The 21,177-nt window shown below is 67.9% G+C and carries 8 protein-coding genes; 4 read left to right on the top strand and 4 right to left on the bottom strand.

Translation table 11 applies throughout. From position 1 onward, the window contains the following. Positions 1-32 precede the first annotated feature (32 nt). The 4 genes from AC07U1_RS00485 (at position 33) to AC07U1_RS00470 (ending at position 6,490) form a co-directional block, all read left to right on the top strand. Positions 33-2,480, top strand: a complete 2,448-nt coding sequence (locus tag AC07U1_RS00485) for a cyclic nucleotide-binding domain-containing protein (protein WP_495178548.1) — start codon at positions 33-35, stop codon at positions 2,478-2,480. Further along, entirely contained in the window at positions 2,480-3,376 is an 897-nt protein-coding gene (locus AC07U1_RS00480) for a hypothetical protein (RefSeq protein ID WP_262408141.1), read from the top strand. The genes AC07U1_RS00485 and AC07U1_RS00480 overlap by 1 nt, the downstream gene beginning before the upstream one ends. A 19-nt stretch (positions 3,377-3,395) precedes the next feature. Beyond that, a complete protein-coding gene (locus AC07U1_RS00475) occupies positions 3,396-5,330 on the top strand; it encodes a cytochrome c3 family protein (protein WP_495178547.1) in 1,935 nt (644 codons plus the stop codon). A 311-nt stretch (positions 5,331-5,641) separates the two neighbouring features. Beyond that, the gene (locus AC07U1_RS00470; protein WP_495178546.1) at positions 5,642-6,490 is read left to right on the top strand and encodes a phosphodiesterase; all 849 of its coding nucleotides are present in this window, start codon (positions 5,642-5,644) and stop codon (positions 6,488-6,490) included. Here AC07U1_RS00470 and AC07U1_RS00465 read toward each other — a convergent pair. The 4 genes from AC07U1_RS00465 to AC07U1_RS00450 all read right to left on the bottom strand — a co-directional run bounded on the left by AC07U1_RS00465 (position 6,487) and on the right by AC07U1_RS00450 (position 21,155). Beyond that, entirely contained in the window at positions 6,487-7,431 is a 945-nt protein-coding gene (locus AC07U1_RS00465) for a D-2-hydroxyacid dehydrogenase (protein WP_495178545.1), read from the bottom strand. The genes AC07U1_RS00470 and AC07U1_RS00465 overlap by 4 nt on opposite strands. 19 nt (positions 7,432-7,450) lie before the next feature. Then, complete coding sequence (locus AC07U1_RS00460) at positions 7,451-7,810, bottom strand: hypothetical protein (protein WP_056343221.1); 360 nt, start codon at positions 7,808-7,810, stop codon at positions 7,451-7,453. 222 nt (positions 7,811-8,032) lie between these two features. Then, positions 8,033-9,475: a cysteine--tRNA ligase gene (gene cysS, locus AC07U1_RS00455; protein ID WP_495178544.1), complete on the bottom strand. Its 1,443-nt coding sequence runs from the start codon at positions 9,473-9,475 to the stop codon at positions 8,033-8,035. A 151-nt stretch (positions 9,476-9,626) separates the two neighbouring features. Then, positions 9,627-21,155 carry a hypothetical protein gene (locus tag AC07U1_RS00450; RefSeq protein WP_495197615.1) on the bottom strand — a complete coding sequence of 3,843 codons (11,529 nt, stop codon included), beginning with the start codon at positions 21,153-21,155 and terminating at the stop codon, positions 9,627-9,629. Between the last annotated feature and the right edge of the window lie 22 nt (positions 21,156-21,177).

Genomic DNA, 21,177 nt, shown 5'->3' with positions numbered 1-21,177 from the left:
GGCGGCGTATCGCGCGGCTGGCGGACGCGCGCATGAGCGAGTCGGTCCCCAATGTCGTAAGGGTCGCGATCATCGGGTCGGGTCCCGCGGGGCTGAGCGCCGCGTCGCGCGCCGGACAGCTTGGCCTGTCGCACATCCTGCTCGAAAAGACCGATCACCTTTCCGACACCATCTTCAAATATCAGAAGGGCAAGCGCGTGCTGGCGACGCCCGAGCGGCTCGACCTCAGGTCCGACTGCCGCTTCGCCGAGGGCGCGCGCGAATATATCCTCGGCAACTGGGACGAGGATGCCGCGAACAACAAGGTCCAGGTCGCCTATCATGCCGAAGTCGCCGAGGTGACCGGGCAAAAGGGCGCGTTCGCGATCAAGACCGCCAAGGGTGACGTGTTTCACGCCGAAAACATCATCCTCGCGATCGGCACGCAGGGCAATCCGAACCGGATGCGCTGCCCCGGCAACGACCTGCCGCACATCATCTATACCGTCGACGACCCCGAGGATTTCAAGGATAAGCATATCACCGTCGTCGGGTCGGGCGACGCGGGCATCGAGAATGCGCTCGGCGTCGCCGAGGAGGCGCTGGAAAACACCGTCACCATCCTCAACCGCTCGAAGGATTTCGCGCGCGCCAAGGCCAAGAATGTCTCCGACATGATGGAGGCGGGCGAAAATGGTTTCATGTCGATCCGCACCGAGACCCAGCCCAAGCTGGTCGAACCCGGCTGGCTGACGCTGGAAACCCCGACCGGCGACGAGAAGATCGAGTGCGACGTGATCGTTGCGCGCCTGGGGTCGGTCGCGCCGCGTGGTTTCGTCGAGTCGATGGGGATCGAATTCACCGGCCCCGACCGCGAAGCCTTTCCCAAGCTGTCGCCGACCTTTGAATCGACCGTCCCCGGCATCTTCGTGATCGGCGCGCTCGCGGGCTATCCGCTGATCAAGCATTGCATGAACCAGGGCTATGACGTCGTCGAGTTCATCAACGGCAACACTGACCTGACCCCCGCCGACGAAAAGGATCTGGCGGCGATCTTCGAAAAGCTGCCGCAGAAGAAATCGGTCAGCGAGTGGCTGGACTATATCCGCACCCGCGTCCGCATCTTCGCCGACGTCTCGCCGCTGCAGATGCGCGAGTTCATGCTCGATTCGAAGGTCGGCTATTATCCCAAGGGGGAAGTCGTCTTCTACGCCGACGAGCCGGGATCGTCGCTGTTCGCGATCGCCGACGGCCATGCCGTGGTCGAGATCGGGCCCGACATGACGGTGCCGATCGAGCAGGGGTCGATCTTTGGCGAGGTCGGCCTGATTTCGGGCCGCAAGCGCGGCGCGACGATCCGCGCCGGCGAGGACAGCATCTTTGTCGAGGTGTCGCGTACCGCCGCGCTCAAGCTGATGGCGTCGGTGCCGGGCGCCAAGCGCGTGATCAACCGCATCTCGCTGGAGCGCCAGCTGCTCCAGATCTTCAAGGGCGGGCTGACGGTCGAGGATCTCGAACCGATCGTCGAGGACCCGGCGATCGAACGCTTTCCGGCGGGCAAGGTCGTGCTCGCCGAGGGCGACGAGGGCGACGATGTCTATGTCGTGCGCTCGGGCTCGATGGTGGTCGAGAAGGATATCGGCGGCAAGGCGATCTTCCTGCGCTACCTGCCGGCGGGCAGCTATTTCGGCGAAATGGCGGTGCTCAGCGGCGCGCCGCGCAACGCCACGGTCAAGGCCGCGGTCGCGAGCGAAGTGATCCGGCTGAAGGGGCAGCAGTTCAAGGAAATGCTCGCCAAGCGGCCGAAGGTCCGCGAGGCGACCGAGGCCGCGGTCGCCGAGCGCGCTGCGATGAATGCCTTCATCGAATCGCGCAAAGCGAGCTATTCGAGCGCGGTCGACCTGTATTCGGACACCGCCGGCTTCATCATGAAGGAAGGGCTGGGCGAGGCGACCGACGCGTTGCTGATCGACGAGAATCTCTGCGTCGGCTGCGACAATTGCGAAAAGGCCTGCGCCGACAGCCATGAAGGGCTGTCCCGGCTCGACCGCGAGGCGGGCAAGACCTTCGCGCACCTTCACGTCCCGACGAGTTGCCGCCACTGCGAGCATCCGCACTGCATGGCCGACTGTCCGCCCAACGTGATCCACCGCGGTCCCGACGGCGAAGTGTTCATGGAGCCGGGTTGCATCGGCTGCGGCAATTGCATGCGCAATTGCCCCTATGGCGTGATCCGCATGGAAGCCGCGCCGCCCGAGAAGCCGAGCCTGCTGCGCTGGCTGCTTACCGGTTTCGGTCCCGGCCCGGGCGAACCCTCGCCCAAATGGACCAAGAAGAAGCTGGGCGAGGAAAAGCCCAAGAAGATCGCGGTCAAATGCGACATGTGCAAGGGCATCGCCGGCGGTCCCGCCTGCGTGCGTGCGTGCCCGACCGGCGCCGCGATCCGCGTGTCGCCCGAGGAATTCCTGTCGATCGCGCGGCTCGAAGAGGACGCCGGCTGATGGCGAGCCTGTTTTCGAACCTGTTCCGCGGCGGCCGCCGCAGCAAGGCGACGCAGACCGAGCGCGTGCGCGAGAGGCGACACGAGGGCTTCCTGCGCTACGCCAATTTTCGCTGGGCCAAGATTTCGGGCGGGCTCTGTCTGCTCATCATCGTCAGCTATGCGCTGGTCGACGTTACGCCGCGGCACAATGGCGGCAGCTGGTATGGCTATACGCTCGGCACGCTGGGCGCCGCGCTGATCCTCTGGCTCACCGCCCTGGGCTATCGCAAGCGCAAGATGACCAGCGATTATTGGTCGCTGAAAGCCTGGACGTCGGCGCATGTCTATCTCGGGCTCAGCCTGATGGTGATCGGCACCTGGCACACCGGCTTCCAGCTTGGCTGGAACGTCCATACGCTCGCCTGGGCGCTGATGATGCTGGTCATCCTGTCGGGGCTTTACGGCATCGTCGTCTATTCGACGCTTCCCGCAGCGCTGTCGAACAATCGCGACGAGATGACGCAGATGCAGATGCTCGAGGCGATCCGTGCCTTCGACCGCCAGCTGCACAGCGCCGCACAGCCGCTGACCCCCGAGGACACCGCGCCGGTGCTCGCGGCGCTGGACGAGGACCCTTTCGCGGGCGGCATCGGCGCGCGCTTGTCGGGGCGCTATCCCAAATGCGCGACAGCCGCCGCGCTGCACACGCTCGCGGGATCGCGCAGCAGCGATGCCGAGGCGCGCGAGAAGGTCGTCGGGCTGTTGAAGCAGAAACAGGCGGCGCTCGGGCGGCTGCGCCAGCATCTGCGCATCCGCGCGCTGCTCGAAATCTGGCTTTACGTGCATGTGCCGCTGACCTTTGCGCTGATCGCGGCGCTGTCGGCGCACATCATCAGCGTCTTCTTCTACTGGTAAGGCGAGGGGAGGGGGAAATATGAGCTTCATCCTGCGCCGTATCTCGACGACGAAGACCGGCAAACAGATCATCCGCGACCAGGCGCTGCCCGGTGACGCGATCACATTGGGCCGCGAGGGCGGCAACATCATTCACATCGCCGACCTGGCGGTGAACCCGCATCATGCGACGATCACCAGCACCGACGGGCGTCATGTCCGGGTGCAGGCGCAGGAGGGGCTGGGCTTCGACATCAACGGCCGGCCCGAGACGGTCGCCGACATCGACAGCGCCGCCGGTGCCGAGCTGCGCTTCGGTGGCCACCGCCTGACGATCGCGCGCGAGGGCGAGGCGATCATCCTGCTCGTCGAACGCATCGACGAGCTGTCGCAATCGTCGAAGGACGTCGACGAAGCCAAGGCTTTCTCGCTGCAGGGGGTGATGCCGGGCAAGCGCGTCGGCGCCTGGACCTTCGCGATCCTGATGCTGCTCGCTTTCCTCGTCGGGCCGATCTGGGCCTGGCAGAGCTACAAGAATGTCGACGAGCGGCCGAAGGGTTATCATGCCGACACCGCCTGGCTGTCCGGGCCGCTGTCGAGCGCGCACGCCAATCTGAAGAACGACTGCCAGTCGTGCCATGTCGAGCCGTTCGTGGCGGTGACCGACAAGGCGTGCGTCGGCTGTCACACCGGCGAGCATAAGGCGATGAGCACCGCGCACGCCAATGCGCCGACCGCGATGCTGCTCGCGGCGCGCGCGCCGCCGGGCGGGTTCGACAAATTCCTCGCGGGGGTCGGGCAGGCGTTCAACCGGCCGCAGGGTCGCTGCGTCGAATGTCATACCGAGCATGAGGGCGCGGGGCCGATGGCGGCGACGCCGCAGAAATTCTGCGCCGATTGCCATGAGGGCATGAACGGCCGGCTGAAGGCCGCGGGGCATCCGACCGAGCTTGCCGACGCCGGCGATTTCGGCACCAGCCATCCCGATTTCCGTCCGCTCGTCCACGCGGCGCCGGGCGCCAAGCCGGTGCGCGCCGCGCTCGGCAAACCGCCGCTCGACTATAACGGCCTGAAATTCCCGCACGACCTGCACCTGCAGGCGGCCGGCGGGGTCGCGCGCATGGCGGCGAGCTTCCGGGGCCGCTACGACTTCGGCAAGAAGCTCGAATGCGCGAACTGTCACAAGCCCGACGCCGACGGGGTGCGGATCAAGCCGGTCGAGATGGAGCGCGATTGCGCGATGTGTCACAGCCTCGCCTTCGAAACCGTCGGCGGCGTGACGCGGACGCTGCGCCACGGCGAGCCTGGACAGGTCGTTGCCGACCTCACCGCTTATTATCGTTCGACCCCGCCCGCACGGCCGCTGCAACTCGGCGGCATGGAACGGCGGCGGCCGGGCCAATATGCCGAGGGGCAGGTCTACAACATCTATTTCCGCGAGGTCGCGGTGCGGCCGAGCCGCGCCCAGGACGCCGTGCGTGCGGTCTTTTCGAAGGGCGGGGCCTGTTACGACTGCCACACGATCTTTGCGCCGACGTCGGGCAACGACTGGCGGGTGATGGCGGTCAACCAGACGCCGCGCTTCCTGCAAAAGGGCTGGTTCGACCATGACGCGCACAAGGAAACCGAATGCGCCGACTGCCACACTGCGGCGAGCGCGTCGAAACAATCGACCGACCTGCTCGTCCCGGGGCTGCGCCAGTGCCGCGACTGCCATGTCGGCGAGGGCGGCGCGCGGCTGGTCAAGGTCGAGACCGCGACCGAATCGCCCTGCGCGATGTGCCACGAATATCACAGCGACGGCGGCAAACCCTGGATGCCGCCGACCCAGCGCAAGAAAAAGACGGCGTTCATGACAAAACAACCGTCGCACGATACTTATGCTGTGAGCCAAATCACAGGGCGTGTGGGCCGGAATCTTTATAATGTGACTTGGCGCACTCCAGCGCTACAAGCCACTGAACAGGGCGGATGACAACAGGGCGGTCGGACCAGCCGACCAAAAGGGCCTAAACCCAAGAACTGCGCGCTCGAGGTTTGAAGCGATTTTGTTCAGGGCCAGAAAGCGAGGGGCAGGAATATGTCGATATTTCAACACTCGCTGACGCAGCCATGGACAAAATCGATCAAATCCCGAAGGGACGCCGAAATGGCTTCGATCTCGCCTGCGCGCGGCCTTGCAGATGGAACCACCATCCGCGGCGGCCACGCGAAGGCGATATCTTCGCCATTTCGACGCCTCGAACGCGCAGTTCTTGGGTTTAGGCCCTGAGACAGGGGACGGATATGCTGATCGCCCAGATCACCGATATCCATATCGGGTTCGATCCGGACAATCCGGCCGAATATAATCGCAAGCGGCTGGACGAGGTGCTCGACCTGCTGATCGAGGGGCCGAACCGGCCCGACCTGTTGCTCGCCACCGGCGACATCACCGATCGCGGCGATCCGGACAGCTATCGCCGTCTGGCGACGGCCTTTTCGCGCTGCCCCTTTCCGGTGTGGCCGAGCGTCGGCAACCACGACCTGCGCGACAATTTTCATGCGCAGTTTCCGGGCTTCGACGACGGCAACGGCTTTATCCAGTACAGCATCGACCTGCCCGAACTGCGGCTGGTCACCGTCGATACGCTTGAGGAAGGGCGCCATGGCGGCGCCTTTTGCGAGGCGCGCGCGGCGTGGCTCGACGCCGAACTGGCGAAGGACCCGGCCAAGCCGACCTATGTCGTGATGCACCATCCGCCGATCGAAAGCGGCATCGAGTGGATGAACACGCATCCCGACGAACCCTGGGTCGCGACCTTCACCGACGTGATCCGCCGCCACCCGCAGGTACGCGGGCTGATATGCGGGCATCTTCACCGCAGCGTCACCGTGTCGTGGGAGGGGCGGACCATCGCCATCTGTTCGTCGACCGCGCCGCAGGTGTCGCTCGACCTCAGGCCCATCGACGAGAACAAGCCCGACGACCGCCCGATGATCGTCGCCGAAGACCCCGCCTATGCGCTCCATCGCTGGAACGGGCGCGAGCTGGTGAGCTTCTACGACCACGCCGGATCGCACACGATGCTGGCGAAATATGACGAGCGGCTGCAACCGCTGGTGCGCGAGTTGAAGGCCGAACGGCCGGGCTAATAGCCCAGCGTCAGGTCGACGCGCGGCTCGACCGCCTCGCCCTTGTGCCAGCGGCCGAGATTTTCGAGGAAGCGCTCGGCGGCGCGCACGAACATCTTGTCCTGCGCGCGGCCCGACAGGTGCATGGTGATATGCGCATTGTCGAGGCTCCACAGCACATCGTCGGCGGGCAGCGGTTCGGGGCTGGTGACGTCGAGGAAGGCCGCGGCGATTTGCTTGGCGTCGAGCGCGGTCACCAGTGCGGCCTGGTCGACGACGCTGCCGCGTGCGATGTTGATCAAAGTCGCGGACGGCTTCATCGCCGCGAGTTCGGCGGCGCCGATCATGCCGTCGGTCTCTGGCGTCGCGGGGACGGCGAGGATCACCCAGTCATAATCGCCGAGGCGGTCGCGCCACTGGTCGGGGGTCAGCGTGTTGGGGCCGGGTGAACGGCGCACGACGGTGACGTCGACGGCGAAGGCCTTCAACCGCTCCTCGACCAGCTTGCCGATCGCGCCATAGCCGAGCAGCAGCGCCTTCGACCCGTAGAGTTCGACCTTGCCGGGCGAATCCTGGAGCCACTCGTGGCGTTCCTGCGCGCGCACGACTTCGCGGTACCCCTTGGCGACGGTGAGCATGCCCATCACGACATATTCGGCGATGGTGATCGCGTTGATGCCGACGCCGTTGGTGAGCACCGTGCCGCGCTCGGCGAGCAGGCCCAGCGGGATGCCGTCGACCCCGGCGTAGATCGAGTTCAGCCAGCGCATTTTCGTCGCGGCGGTGATCGCGGCGGCCATGTCGCGCTTGTCGTACATGTCGAACCAGCCGATGTCGGCCTCGGGCGCGAGCGCCATCGCCTCCTCCTTCGACTGGAAAAAGCGCGGCTCGACCCAGTCGGGCAGGCGGCTTTCGATGAGCGGACGGACGAGGCCCGAGAGGACGGTGACGGTCTTGGTCATTGGTTGGCGATCCCGTGTTTCAGGCGGGGGAGAAGGCCCGCCACACCACTATGGCCAAAAAGGGCAGTCCGGCAAGGTCGGCGAACGCAATGGTGCGGAGCGACGGGGGCGATCCGGCCTGCCAATAGAGCCACAGGAAGGAGAGCATGCTGATCGCGGCGGCGACGCTGGCGGCACGGCGCGTGCCGGGGTCGAACGCCGCCCAGACGCAGAGGGTGCAGACGACGACGAACAGCGCCGCGCGGTGGTGGAGCAGCAGAAAGGTCGGGCTTTGGGCGTCGGTCGCGTAGAGGCGCGTCAGCATCGCCGGGCGGAAGAAGGCGAGCGCCGGGGCGAGGTGGATGAGCGCGAGGATGAGCCAGGCGATGCGGTCGAGCATGGCGCGAGTTTATCACTTACATATGTGTAAGCAAGGGGCGTGGTGCTGGATTCGGGGTGGTTTCCAGACCGTCCTCTATTTCCGTTCGTGTCGCGCGAAGTCGAGACACCCATCGGTAGCGCACGCCTTCGGGGTGTCTCGACTTCGCTCGACACGAACGGGACTTTTGGTCTGCTTTCGCCCGCAATCGGTCGTAACCGGACCTCACCCATGACTGGTCGGCTATGCCTCCAGCCGCCACTCCCAGCCGAGCGGATCGCCGTCCATCACCTCGACCCCGGCGGCGATGAGGTCGTCGCGTAGCGTGTCAGAGGCGGCGAAATCCTTGGCGGCGCGGGCTTCCTTGCGGCGCGTCAGCGTGGCTTCGATGTCGGACTCGGCGATCGTTGCAGCCTTGGGCCGCACTCGCAGCTCGCTGCGATCCAGCAAAAGCAGGTTGAGTCCCAGCACCGCATCCATCGCCGCCAGCGTCGTGCGCTTCGCGCCCGCGTCGACCTTTTTCATCGCGGCGGCTTCCTCGAGCAGGGTTAGCGCCACCGCAGTGTTGAGGTCGTCGGACATGGCGGCGTCGAATTTGGCGAGCAGGTCGGTCAGGCGGTGGTCGGCAATCGGCGCGTCGTCGGTGTCCCGCGCCGATGCCGCTGCCATCACCAGCCGCTTGAGCCGTGTGAGCGCGGCGCCAAGCCCCTCCCAACTGAACTCCAACTCGCTGCGATAATGCGCCTGTAGGCACATCAACCGATACGCTAGCGGGTGGTAGCCCTTGTCGATGAGCAACTGCACACGCAAAAACTCGCCGCTCGATTTCGACATTTTACCGCTGCGTTCGACGAGGAAATTATTGTGCATCCAGAAGCGCGCGCCGCTGGCGTCGCTGCAGCTGTGCGCCTGGTTCTGCGCGATCTCGTTCGGGTGGTGGATTTCGCGGTGGTCGATGCCGCCGGTGTGGATGTCGAAGGGAAAGCCGAGCAGCGCCTCCGACATCACCGAGCATTCGAGGTGCCAGCCCGGCGCGCCGCGGCCCCAGGGCGAATCCCATTCCATCTGGCGCGTCTCGCCCGCGGGCGTCTTGCGCCAGATCGCGAAATCGGCCGGCTGGCGCTTGCCGTCGACGGGGTCGATGCGGCTTTCACCCTCATCGGTGCCGTGGCGCGCGAGCCGACCGTAATTATTGACACTCGCGGTGTCGAAATAGAGGCCGCTGTCCAGTTCGTAGCAATGTTTGTCGGCGATCGCCTTGGCGAACTCGATCATCTGCGGGACATAGTCGGTGGCGATCGACCAGTGCGCGGGCTGGCGGATATTGAGCGCCTTGATGTCGGCCCAATAGGCCTCGGTATAATGGCGCGCGATGTCCCAGATCGACTGCGCGCGCTCGGCCGCCGCTTTTTCGAGCTTGTCCTCGCCTGCGTCGGCGTCGTCGGTCAGATGGCCGACGTCGGTGATGTTGATGACGTGGGTGAGCTTGTACCCCTTGAACGACAGTGTCCGCCCCAGTGTGTCGGCGAAGACATAGGCGCGCATATTGCCGATATGCGGATAGTTATAGACCGTCGGCCCGCACGAATAGACGCGCGCTTCACCCGGATGGACGGGGACGAACTCCTCGAGGGAGCGCGTCAGGCTGTTGAACAGCTTCAGCGGCAGGGCAGGGGCGTCGGTCATCGACCGCGCCATGCCCCGCGTTGTTGGGGCGCGTCAACTGCGTTGACGCGAAGCGGCACCGGCCCGCTCCCCCACCCGGCCTCCCCACCATAGTATCCTATGGGAGGCCGGGTGGGGGAGCGGGCCGGTGCCGCCCTCCGACAAGGACGCCTTATTCGCTCGGCGGCGTCCACAGGTCGTCGTTGCCCGCGCCGGTCACCGGATCGTCGAGCAGCGGCTCGCCGGTCAGCGGGTCGAGGCTGCGCATCGTGATCAGCGGCACCGGCAGGCTCATGCCCTCGGCGTCGTCGCTATCACCTTCGTCATCGTCCTCCTTGTTGATGACGTCCTGCACCGGGAAGGAGGATTCGAATTCGAGGAAGGCGCAGGTCGTCGAACTGACGATCAGGCACCCGTTCATCGTCGATCCCGAGTCGAAGGCGAGGCCGCTGCCGCTCAAGGGACCGCTGCCGATCACGAAGCCGTCGATCGACAGCAGCGGGATGGCGTCGAGTCCGGTGACCTGGCCCGACGGACCGAGGTGGACGCCGTTGATGACGATCCGCGAATCGGACCCCTCGACGTTCACATTGAGCCCGAGCGCGCCGAAGGTCAGCCCGCGGCGCTGCGCGAAGCGCGTGCCGAGGCCGGTATTCTGGACATAGAAGCCGCCGACGACGCTGACGTCGATACCGCCCGCGACCAACGCGCCTTCGTCGCTGGTTACCCCGTCATTCTGTGCGAGCCGGTCGTCGATCGCGTCGATGTCGGCCGCCGCCGCGACGTCGGCGATCGCGCTGGCGGTCGCGACGATGACATCCTCCGATTCGAGCGTCAGGAGGCCGCCGGGGGTCGAGGCGCCGCTGGTGCTGCCGCCGCCGGTGAGCCGGATCGTGCCTTCGCCCAAAATGACTTCGAGCGCGTCACTGGCGCGGATCGCGAGGCCGTTGTTGTCGCCCATGCCGGTGAGCAACACGTCGCCGAGCACGCGCGCCTTGCCGGGGGTTTCGATCGTCAGCGTGCCGTTGGTGCCAAGGTTCGAGGTCGGCGATCCCGCGGTCATCGTGAAATCGTCGATGATCACGTCGGGCTGCGCGCTGCTGCCCACCGAGCCGATCGGCAGTCCGCCGGGCGCCGCCGCGACGAAGCCGCCATTGTTGTCGTCGACCTGCGGGGCGAAGATACGGATGTCGGTGCCATAGAGGCGCGCCATTTCGGCCGCGTCGATATGATAGCCGTCGCGCGTGCCGGTGCCGCCGATGAAGGTCTGGCTGTTGCCGTCGGTGTTGCGCACGTCGAGCACGGCGGTGGTGCCGGCGGTGCCGAGGCGCCCGCCGGACCCGATGACGATGTCCGCCGATCCAAACGACATTTCGCGCCCGGTGACCGCGCCATTGACCGTCAGCACCCCGCCCGCTTCGCCGAGCAGGCTGTTGGTCGCGGCCACCGCGCCGAGCGTCATGTCATCGTCGGATTCGAGCTGCACGTCGGCGGCGCCGAGCTGCGTCACGCTGAGGTCGCCATTGGTCGACCGCAGCGATGCGCGGCCCGCCACGGTACCGGCGGTGACCGACAGATTGCCGCTGTTGGTGATCGACGCGTCGCCGACATCGGTGGTCAGCGTGCTGAAGACCAGATTGCCGCTGCCGCTGCCGATCGCGATGCTGTTGCCGCTCGCATCGACCGGTCCGGCCGAACTCAGGCTGGCGATCTCGATCGCGCCGTCGGCGCTGTCGAGCGAGGTGGTGCCGCCGCTGGCCACAGTGCCCGCAGCCACGCCTTCGCCGCCGCTGAGCGTCAGCGAGCCGCCGGCTCCCGTCACGGCCCGGGTGATGTCGATCGTCGTCCCGGCGGCGAGTTCCAGATTGCCGCCGGCGCGCACCGCGCCGCCGCTGATCGCGCCGCTTGTCGTGACCTGCAGGTTGCGACCGGCGCTCAGGCTGTCGATCCCGTCGCCGACCGGGGTCGTCAGGCTGGCGATATCGACCGACGCTGCGGCAATGGTGATGTCGCGGCCTGCCGTCGCCGGCGCGGTCACCGCGACATTGCCCGACGCATTGATGCGGACATCGTCGAAAGCGGCGAGGCCGGCAAAGGTGCCGCTGCCGCTTTGCGTCCGGATGCTGCTGTCGCCCCCGGTCTGGCCGAGGCCGAGCGTCGTCGCGCCGCTGACCGACAAGGACGTGGCGGCGCCCAGGATGATGTCGTCGCCCGCCGACAGTCCGGCGGCGGCAATCGACCCGCCGGTCGAACGCAGGTCGATGTCGGCGCCGTCGAGCGACGAGACCCCTTCGCCCTGGCCGATGGTGAAGCCGTTCGCCGTATAGTCGAGGACGAAGCCGTCGGGTCCCGCAGCGGTCGCGCGAATGCCGGTCGCAGTCACCGCGCCGTCGGCCCGGACGTCGAGATCGTCGCCGACGGTGATACCCGAGAGGTTGGCGGTCGTTGCCGCGAGCACGAGCATATCCTCGCCCGCCGTGACATTGGTCAGCGTCGCCGACCCGCGGGCGTTGACGCCGACCATGCCGGCCCCGCTGCTGTCGACCAGCGTTACATTGCCGCCGGCGTCGACGAAGACATTGCCCGCCGTGTCGACGTCACCGTTGCTCGGGTCGGGGGCGCCGCCCGCGGCATTGGCGGTCACATTGATGTTGCCGCCCGCGCTCAGTTCGATGTCGCCGCCGGCCGCATAAGCGCCGCTGATATTGCCGCCCGCCAGCACGCCGATGTTGCCCGCGGCCGTGCCGTTGGCGATCGCGACGTCGCCGCCGCTGCCGAACGCCGACAACAGGCCGCCGGAGTCGATGTTGCCGACCGTGATGCTGTTGCCGGTCAGGAAGACGTTGCTTCCCGCTAGGATCGTCGTCCCGGCGATTCCTTCGGCGCCGAGCGCGGTCCCGGTGGCGTTGAGGTCGACATAGTCGCCCGCGTCGAGCGCGGCGAAGGCGATCGATTGGGCATCGACGTCGATATGCCCGCCGGCGGTCGAATTGCCGAGGTCGGCCGCGCCGCTGGCGGTGATGTCGATATTGCCGTCGGTGATGATCGAGTTGAGTCCGGTGCGGATGCGCGCGACGTCGGCGGTGAAGTCGCCCGCCGCCTCGGCATGGTCGACGTCGAAGGCCCCGGCGAGCGCGATGTTGATGTTGCTGCCGCTCTCGCCGCTGTCGGGGTTGTCGCCGGTTGCGTCCATCAGCGCGACGGTGACGTCGCCGCTGCCGCTGATGCCGATGTCGTCGCCCGCGATCAGCGAGCCGAAGCTGCCGCCTTGCGTCGTCGCGATGACGATGTCGCGGCGGGCGTCGATCGTTCCGGTGGCCGTGACCGCGCCGCTGGTCGCGGTCAGGCTGACGTTGCCGTTCGTGCCGGTCACATCGCCGACGGCGATGCTGGCGCCGGAGAGGCTGGCGTTCTGGAACGCGGTGACGCCGCCGGTCAGGCTGACGGCGCCGGTGGCGTTGGCGGCGACATTGCCGCTGGTTGCGATCACCGCTCCGGTCGCGGTGATGCCGCCGTTCGTCGCGGTCAGGTCGGTCGATACGACGCGCACCTCGTTGGCGCCGAGGTCGATCGAACTGCCCTCTGCCGAGAAGACGCCGCCGCGCACATTGCCGCCGACGGTTACCGCGCCGCCCGCTTCGACGCGGGCCGAGCCGGTGATCGATCCGGTGCTGATGAACCCGGGCGCCGAAATCTGTGCGCCGCCCGAGATGATGTTGCCGACCGCGATGTCGCCGCCGGCGGTCGCGGTCAGATTGCCGCTCGTCGCGATGCGGCTGGCGCTGGTTTGGGTGATGTCGCCGGCCGAAGCGATGGTGACGCCGTTGAAGCCGTTGACGCTGCCGCCGAGGTCGACATCGCCGACCGTCGAGGTGATCGAGACGATATTGCCGTCGACCCCCTGCGTTCCGACGCTGGTGCCGCGCAGGGTAACGTTGTTCGCCGCCGAAACGGGGCCGCTGGCGACCAGCGCGCCCGACGAAAGCAGGACGATGTTGCTGCCGTTATTCTCGTCGTCGATGCCGCCGCCGGTCGCGTCGACGCTGCCGACCGTGACGCTGCGACCGCCGGTGATGCGGATGTCGTCGCCCGCGCCGGCGATGCGGACATTGGCGTCGCGCGATGCGCGCACCGTCAGGTCGCGGTCGGCGCCGAGTTGCCCGGCGACGAGGACGTCGCGGTTCGCGTCGAGTGCGAGCGTGCCGTTCGCAAAGGCGCGGTCGTTCGCGTCGAGGACGATGTCGCGCGCCGAGGTATAGCTGATGTTGAAGCCGAAGACGTCGCCGTCGGTGCGGATGTCGCCCGTCGTCGAGGTCAGCGCGACATTGCCCCCCGCGGTGATGCTGCGCAGGCCGAGGCTGGCGCCGCTGGCGGTGGTGTCGCCGCCCGACTGGAGCCGCCCGGTCGCGGTTACTGCACCGGTCGCGGTCAGGCCGATATTGGCGCCGACGTCGGCGCTGGTCAGCGTGATCGGCCCGCCACTCGCGCCTGCGGTGAACGAACCGCCCGCGGTCACGTCCTGGAGCGACATGCTGGTCGCGCTGAAATTGACGTCGTCGTTGGCGAAGGTGCTGCCGGTCACGGTCAGCACGCCCGCGATGGTGCCCGAAACGTTGCTGCCGATTTCCTCGCCTTGCGGGTTGCTGCCCTCGGCGGTGATCGAGGCGATGGTGACGTCGCCGCCCGCGCCGATCGACACATCGTCGCCCGCGGTGATCGCGTTGAAGGTGCCGCCCGTCGCGGCGTTGATGAAGACATCGCTGCCCGCCGAGATCGTCCCGGTCGAATTGATCGCGCCGCTGTTCGAGCGCAGCGTGACGAAGCTGTTCGAGCTTACGTCGGCGACGTCGATCGAGCCGCCGGTCATCTCGACGAAATTGCCGCCGTTGGCCGCACCGGTGATGGTGATCGCGCCCGTCGCCTGCACCTGCAGGTCGGCGAGCGTCGTGACATTGCCGTTGGCGGTCACGTCGCCGGCGGTCGCGCGCAACAGGATCTGGTTGGCGAGGCCGTTGGCGTTGCGCAGCGCGACGCTGCTGCCCTCGATGAACATGCCGCCGCTGGTGACATCGCCGGTGATGTTGACCGCGCCGACCGCGTCGATGAACGTATAGTCGGCGTTGATCGCACCCGTGTCGACCGTGCCGCCGGCGGTCAGCCGGGTCTGGCCGACGGTGTTCGTCGCCCCGGTGATCGCGATGCTGCCCGGGGTGGTGATATAGGCGCCGGAGTTGTCGGCCTCATTGTCGGCACCGCCCGCCGTCGTCAGCAGGGTTGCCGCCGAGACATTGCCGTTGGCGGTGATGCGGATATCGTCGCCCGCCGACAGGTCGGCGAAGCTGCCGCCGGCCGCCGAGGTGATCGTCAGGTCGTGCCCGGCCGACAGCGCACCGATCGCGCCGATGCCGCCGCTGGTCGAGGTCAGGATGATGTCGGTGCCCGCGGTGACCGATTCGAGATCGAGCGCGCTGCCGGTGATCGTGGTGACGAGGCCCGAGCGAATGGTGTTCGTCGTGCGTACGACATTGCTGGCGGTCGCGGTCAGATTGTCGAAGGCGACCGCGTTCGACGCGTCGATCGTCCCCGCCGAGGCGGTGAGCACGATGTTCGACAGGTCGGTGGGGCCGGTCTGGATCTGCCACATGTCGGGTCCGCCCGCGCTCGACGGCGCGAGGACCAGGCTGCGCCCGTCGGGTCCGGCGCCGGTGGTCGAGACATTGTCGACGATGACGCAGCAGGTGCCGGTGACGATCAGGTCGTCGCCCGCGAGCGAATTGGTCACGGTCGCGGTATTGCCCGCGACGACATAAAGATCCTCGCCCGCGGTCGCGCCGTCGACATTGGCGTTGGTGCCCGCCGCGACGCCGATCATCGTCGCAGCGCTGCTGCCCGCGAGCAGGTTCGCATCGCCCGCAGCGTTGATGAAGACATAGCCTTCGGACGGGCCGTTGGGGCCCACGTAGGTGCCGGCGGCGGTCGCCTGTGCGGTGATGTTGGTGGCCGCGGTCAGGCCGACATTGCCGCCCGCCGCGAAATTGCCGCCGATGTCGCCGGCGCTGTTGATGATGATGTCGCCGTCGGTGGTCGCCGACAGGCGCGCGTTGCCGCCGGTCGAAAGGGCGAACAGCGAGGCCGAGGTGACGACGCTGTCGTTGATCCGGATCGTGTTGCCGAACAGCGCGACATTGCCGCCTGCGGTGATGCCGTTGCCGAGGATGCCCTCGGCCCCCGGCGCGGTGCCGGTCGCGTTGAGGGTGACCGTGGTCCCGGCGCCGATCGTATCGAAGACGATCGACTGGCCATCGACTGCGACGAACCCGCCCGCCGTCGAATTGCCTAGGTCGACCGCGCCCAGCGCGTTGATGTCGATGTCGCCGCCGGTGATGATCGAATTGGGGCCGGTGGCGAAGCTGCCGACATTCGCGGTGAAATCATTGTCGGCCTCGGCATGGTCGACGCTCGCCGCGCTCACCGTGCTGAAGAAGATGTTGCTGCCGTCGACTTCGGAATCGAGCCCGGTGCCGGTGGTGACCAGCCGCCCGGCGACGATCGTGTTGCCGGTCAGGCTGATGTCGTCGCCCGCCGTCGCGGCGTTGATCGCCACCTCGTCGCGCGCATTGGCGGTCAGGTCGTCGCCGCTGGTCGTGGTGCCATAGACGTTGATGCGGCCTTCGGTCGCGAGCAGCAGGGTCAGCGTCTGCGCATCGAGCGAATCGACGTCGATCGCACTGTTGGTGCCGGTCGCGATCATCGACAGGCTGGTGCCGCCGCTGACCAGGCTGCCCGGCGCGCTGCGGATCGAGTTCACCGCGGTGAAGGAGGCGCTGGTGCCCGACTGGATCGTCGGCGCGGTGCCGGTGCGGAAATCGTGGCGGATATCGACCTGGTCGCCCGCGTTGACGGTGAGCGCACCACCGGCGTTGAGCTGGCCGGTGCCCTGGGCATAGACGCCCACCGAACCGTCGGTGTTCAGCGACACGGCGCCGTCGGTCTGGATCAGCCCGTTGGTGACGCCGAGGAAGATGCCGTGCGGCGCGACGTCGGTGTCGTTGTTGGTCAGCGAGGTGCCGCCGAACGCATTGGCGGTCAGGCTGGCCATCTGGATCGTGCCCGCGCTCCGCAGCTCGATCCGTCCCGCGACATCGCCATTGGCGTCGATCGTCGTGTCGCCGAGGGTGATCGTGCCGGCAGCGGTCCCGTTGCCGAAGGTTTCGATCTGGACCCGGCCGCCGATCGTGCCGGTAAAGGCATTTCCGGCGCCGTCGCCCCCCGAGCCGACGCCGCCCGCGCCGCCCGCGCCCGAGGTGCCGCCGACCGCGATGGAGACCGGCGCTCCGCTCGACGAAATGCTGCCGCTGCCATTGGCGACCAGGTGAACGAGTCCGCCGGACCCGGCGCCGCCAAGGCCGCCGTCGCCGCCGCTCAGCCCCATGACCACATCGTCGGGCGTGCCGGGGATACCGTCGGGGCCGGGCAGGGTGATGGTGCCGGGATTGTCGGCGCCGGTCCCGCCGTCGCCGCCGGTCCCGAAGCTGCCGAGCGCGACGGCGCTGAGCCGCCCGAAGGTCAGCGTCACCGCGCCGTCGTCGGCGATGACTTCGACCGTGCCGCCGGTGCCGTTGCCGCCGCCGCCGCCGGCCGGGCCGACGCGGGGATTGTTGCCCGCTGCGAGTGCCGCATTGCCGCCCTGGCCGCCCAGTGCGCCGGCCGTGAAATTGTCCTGCGAGATGGTGGCGCTGCCATTCGCGCCGGTCACCCGGACGCGCGATATGCCGCCAAAGGCCGAGCCGCCGAAACCGCCCGCGCCGTCGATCCCGTCGCCGCCGTCGCCGCCCTCGGCGCTGGAATCGAGGATCACGTCGACCCTGCCGGCAGCGATATTGTCGACGATCAGCTCTGCGGTTCCGCCTTGCCCGAAACCGCCGTCGCCGCCGATATTGTTGGTGCCGCCGATGCCGCCGACCCCCAGCGCATAGCTGCCCATGGTGCCCGTTGCGGTGACCAAAGTCGCGAGGTCGATCGTCGCGGTGCCGCCCTGGCCGTTGCCGCCGTTGCCGCCGCGTGCGACGCCCGACACCGGACCCGAATTGAGGTTGAGCAGCCCGCCGCCGTTGCCGCCGAAACCGCCGGCGTCGGCGGTGATGTCCCCCGAGGTCAGCGTTCCCGCGGTCAGGTTGATCGCGGCGGTGCCGCCCTGGCCGTTGCCACCGTTGCCGGCGTTGCCGACGACGCCCGCGGCGCTGATGAAATCGCCGCCGTCGCCGCCGATGCCTGACGCAAGGGCGCTGAGCGTGGTGGTGGTGACGACCGCGTTGCCGTTGAGGTTGATCGTCGCGGTGCCGCCCTGGCCAAAGCCGCCATTCTGGCCGTCGACCGGGTTCGCGGGGTCGCTGTCGTCGCCGATCTGCCCGGCGCCGCCGGCGCCGACCGCCTGCGCGGTGATGTTCGTGGCGTCGAGCGTGCCGCCCAGCAGGTCGATCGTTGCTGTGCCGCCAAAACCCGCTCCGCCGGTCGACGCGCGCAGGTTGCCGCCGCCGACACCATCCGCCGACACGACGAGGTCGCCGACGTTCACGGCGCCGCCGGTCTGCGTATAGGCCGCGATGCCGCCGCTGCCGACGCCGTCGTCCCCGGCGACGGAGCCGCTGAAGCCGCTGGCCGAAAGCTGAAGTTGTCCGCCGGTCACCTGGCCGCCCTGGACGTCGACGGTGATGTCCCCGCCATTGCCTGCGGCGGTCCCCGGCATTTGTGCCGGCCCCTCGAATATCTGGGCCGCGCGTCCGTCGGCGCTGACGGAAAGGCTCTGGAAATTGAGGATGCTGGTGTTGAGATTATTGTCGAGCACCTGAAGCAGGATCGAGCCGCCGCGGCCGACAACGATGTTGCCCGCGCTGCTCGCGTCGCCCCCGGCGATGCCTGTCGAGCTGAAAAAGGCGGGGGCGCCGAAGCTGACGGTCCCGCCGTCGACGACGACGCCGATCCGGCCACCGGTGGCCGAGGCGCCGCCCTGCGAAAAGCCCGTTGCCGCATCGGTCGCGAAGGAGCTGGTTCCGGCGCTGTCGGTTGCCGAAAAGACGCCGGTGTTCGCGGCGCGAATGTCGATCGTGCCGCCCTGCGCGGCGCCGCCGGCACCCGCGCTGTTGCCGGAGGCCGCGGTGGCAGCGATATCGAAGGATCCGGCGGTGATCGTGCCGCCATCGGCGGTGAAATCGATGTCGCCGCCGGTTGCCGTGCCGGTGCTGTTGGGCAGGGTGCCATTGGCCCCGCCGACGCTCGCATTGGCGGTGATCGTGGTCAAAGCCGTCAGGCTGCTGTTGCCGCCACTGCCGATCGCGGTCACGGCGATGGTGCCGCCCCGCGCATTGCCGCGGTTCTCGCCCGACGCGGCCTGCGCGCTGGCGTCGAAACCGATCGAGCTGTCGGACGCGAGGGTCGCGCCCCCGTTGATCGTGACATTGATCGTGCCACCGACGGCGTCGCCGGTGGTCGAACTGGTGCCGTTGACGCTCGATGCGCCGCCGCTGAGCGCGCTCGCGTCGACGGACAGGGAGTTTTGTTCGGCGTTGATGCCATTGTCGGCGGTGATCGTCACCGTGCCGCCCGTCGCATTGCCGCCGGTCGCGCCGTCGCCGGTGGCGTTGCCGCCGGCCCCCGACGCATTGACCGTCAGGTCGCCGAGCGCCGCGGTCGAGGAATTGTCGGCGGTGAAGGTCAGTTCGATCGTGCCGCCCTGTCCGTCGCCGCCGTTCAGCGAGGGGAAGGTGCCGATATTGGGGCTGGATACGGAGCCGCCACCGGTGCCGCCCGCCGCGAGCGTCGTGGTGGGCGAGGTCATCGAGCTCAGCGCGCCGAGCACCTGGATGCGCGCGGTGCCGCCGGTGCCATTGCCCGACTGGACGTTGCCGATCTGGCCGGCGCCGTTCGCGGTGACGCTGAGGCTGGTGTTCGCGGTGAGCGTGCCGCCGCTGTCGACGGTGACCTCGGCGGTGCCGCCCTGGCCGTTGCCGCCCTGATCGGCGATGATCGGCGCACCCAGCGACGACAGGGTGACGCCGCCGCCGCGACCGCTGGCCGAGACGGCGATCGTGTCGGCGGTCAGCGAACCGCCGTTCTGGACGGTGAGGCCGGCGGTGCCGCCGGTGCCGGTGCCGCCGATGCCAGTGGCGCTGAGGTCACCCGTCCCGGCCGCCGAAATCGCAATGCCGTTGCCGACGACGACGGTGCCGCCGTCGACCGTGAACTGGGCGCTGCCGCCGGTGCTGTTACCGGTGACGGCATCGGGCCGCCCGGCGCCGAGCAGCGACAGATTGCCGAGCACCGCCAGCCCGCCGCCCGGATTGACGTTGATCGCCGCATTGCCGGCCTGACCGCCGCTGCCGTTCGATGCGACGACAAAATTGCCGGTGGCACCGACGATCTGGTTGTTGCCGACCGAGACCGTCGCGCTGGCGTCGCCGATGAAGGTGGCGTTGCCCTGGACGATCAGGCGGCCGAGATGCGGCGGCGGCACGGCGACGACAGGGCCGCCAGCGGGGATCGACGCGATCGGCTGGCCGACGAAAGCGCCACTGGCGTGCGCCGTGACGTTGCTCTGGAATATCGTGTCGTTGACGGTGATGTTCGCGGCGGCGGTGCCCACCGGCGCGCCGGCGATCACACCATTGGCGACATTGTAACCCGCCGACAGCACCACCGCGCCGTCGGGGTCGGTTTGCGCGGTAACCGCGTCCCGATAGCCGACCTGACCCGAAATCAGCATCGTGACGGCGTCGTTCTTCGGGATCGCGACCATATAGACGCGGCTCTGGTCGGTATCGCCCTGCTGGTGGGCCGGGCCGCCGGTGATGCCGGTGTGGGTGATGGCGTTGCCACCCTCTGCCCCGACCGTGACATTGATGTCGAACAGGCCGTTGTTGATCGTAATGTCGGCCTGTTCGGCGGCGACGAGCGCGGCCGAACCATCGACGTCGATGATCCCGCCCTGGTTGATGCGCGGGGCCACGAGCGCGACATAGCTGCTGCCCGGATTGCCGGGGTACGAAGCGCTGATGAAGCTTTGCGGGCTGATGTCGATCGACGCCGTGCTGCCCGATGCGCCGCGAAACCGGATTTCGCCGCCGGGGCCGAACAGGCCGCCGGTGGTGTCGATATCGTTCGCGGTCAGCACCAGGCTGCCGACGTTGATCGCCGCGCGCGCGCCGATCAGGATGCCGCCGGCGTTGTAGAACCAGATATTGCCGCCCTGCGGGTTCCCGGCGCTCGAGAACGGCGATCCGTCATAGCTGTTGACGGTGCCGTTGAGCGCGATCTGGCGGCTGATCGGGATCGGCGCGCCGGTGATCGGGTTGACCGCGACGAAGCGGTTGAGGACGGTGTATTGGCCGGTGCCATAGAATTCGAGGGTGTTGCCCGTCGGCAGGAAATCGATCGGCGCGCCGGTCGCTGCGCTGTCGGTCGGGGTCCAGTTGATGATCGTCTGCGCGCTGGTGGTCACGACTTGGGTGGTGTTCGGCGGCGCGATGCCGGGCGCCGGCGGGGAAATAGTCGCAGTGCCCGTGACGACCTGCCCCGTTCCCTGGACACCCTGCGCGCGCGCCGGGCCGCCGAAGGCGATCGCGGCCAGCCCCGCCGCGATCGCGCAGCTCGCCAACAGGTGCGGCTTGCCCGTGCGGACGGTCGGGATCGAAGCGGTGGCACGCATGGCGGATGTCCTCGATGAAAAA

This window comes from Sphingopyxis sp. GW821-FHT02C12 (genome assembly GCF_059421785.1).
This window is presented reverse-complemented; position numbering and strand designations above follow the sequence as displayed.

Coding starts and splice junctions, on each gene's coding strand:
- AC07U1_RS00485 (WP_495178548.1), top strand. CDS start 33: ATGAGCGAGTCGGTCCCCAATGTCGTAAGGGTCGCGATCATCGGGTCG.
- AC07U1_RS00460 (WP_056343221.1), bottom strand. CDS start 7,810: ATGCTCGACCGCATCGCCTGGCTCATCCTCGCGCTCATCCACCTCGCC.
- AC07U1_RS00475 (WP_495178547.1), top strand. CDS start 3,396: ATGAGCTTCATCCTGCGCCGTATCTCGACGACGAAGACCGGCAAACAG.
- cysS (WP_495178544.1), bottom strand. CDS start 9,475: ATGACCGACGCCCCTGCCCTGCCGCTGAAGCTGTTCAACAGCCTGACG.
- AC07U1_RS00480 (WP_262408141.1), top strand. CDS start 2,480: ATGGCGAGCCTGTTTTCGAACCTGTTCCGCGGCGGCCGCCGCAGCAAG.
- AC07U1_RS00470 (WP_495178546.1), top strand. CDS start 5,642: ATGCTGATCGCCCAGATCACCGATATCCATATCGGGTTCGATCCGGAC.
- AC07U1_RS00450 (WP_495197615.1), bottom strand. CDS start 21,155: ATGCGTGCCACCGCTTCGATCCCGACCGTCCGCACGGGCAAGCCGCAC.
- AC07U1_RS00465 (WP_495178545.1), bottom strand. CDS start 7,431: ATGACCAAGACCGTCACCGTCCTCTCGGGCCTCGTCCGTCCGCTCATC.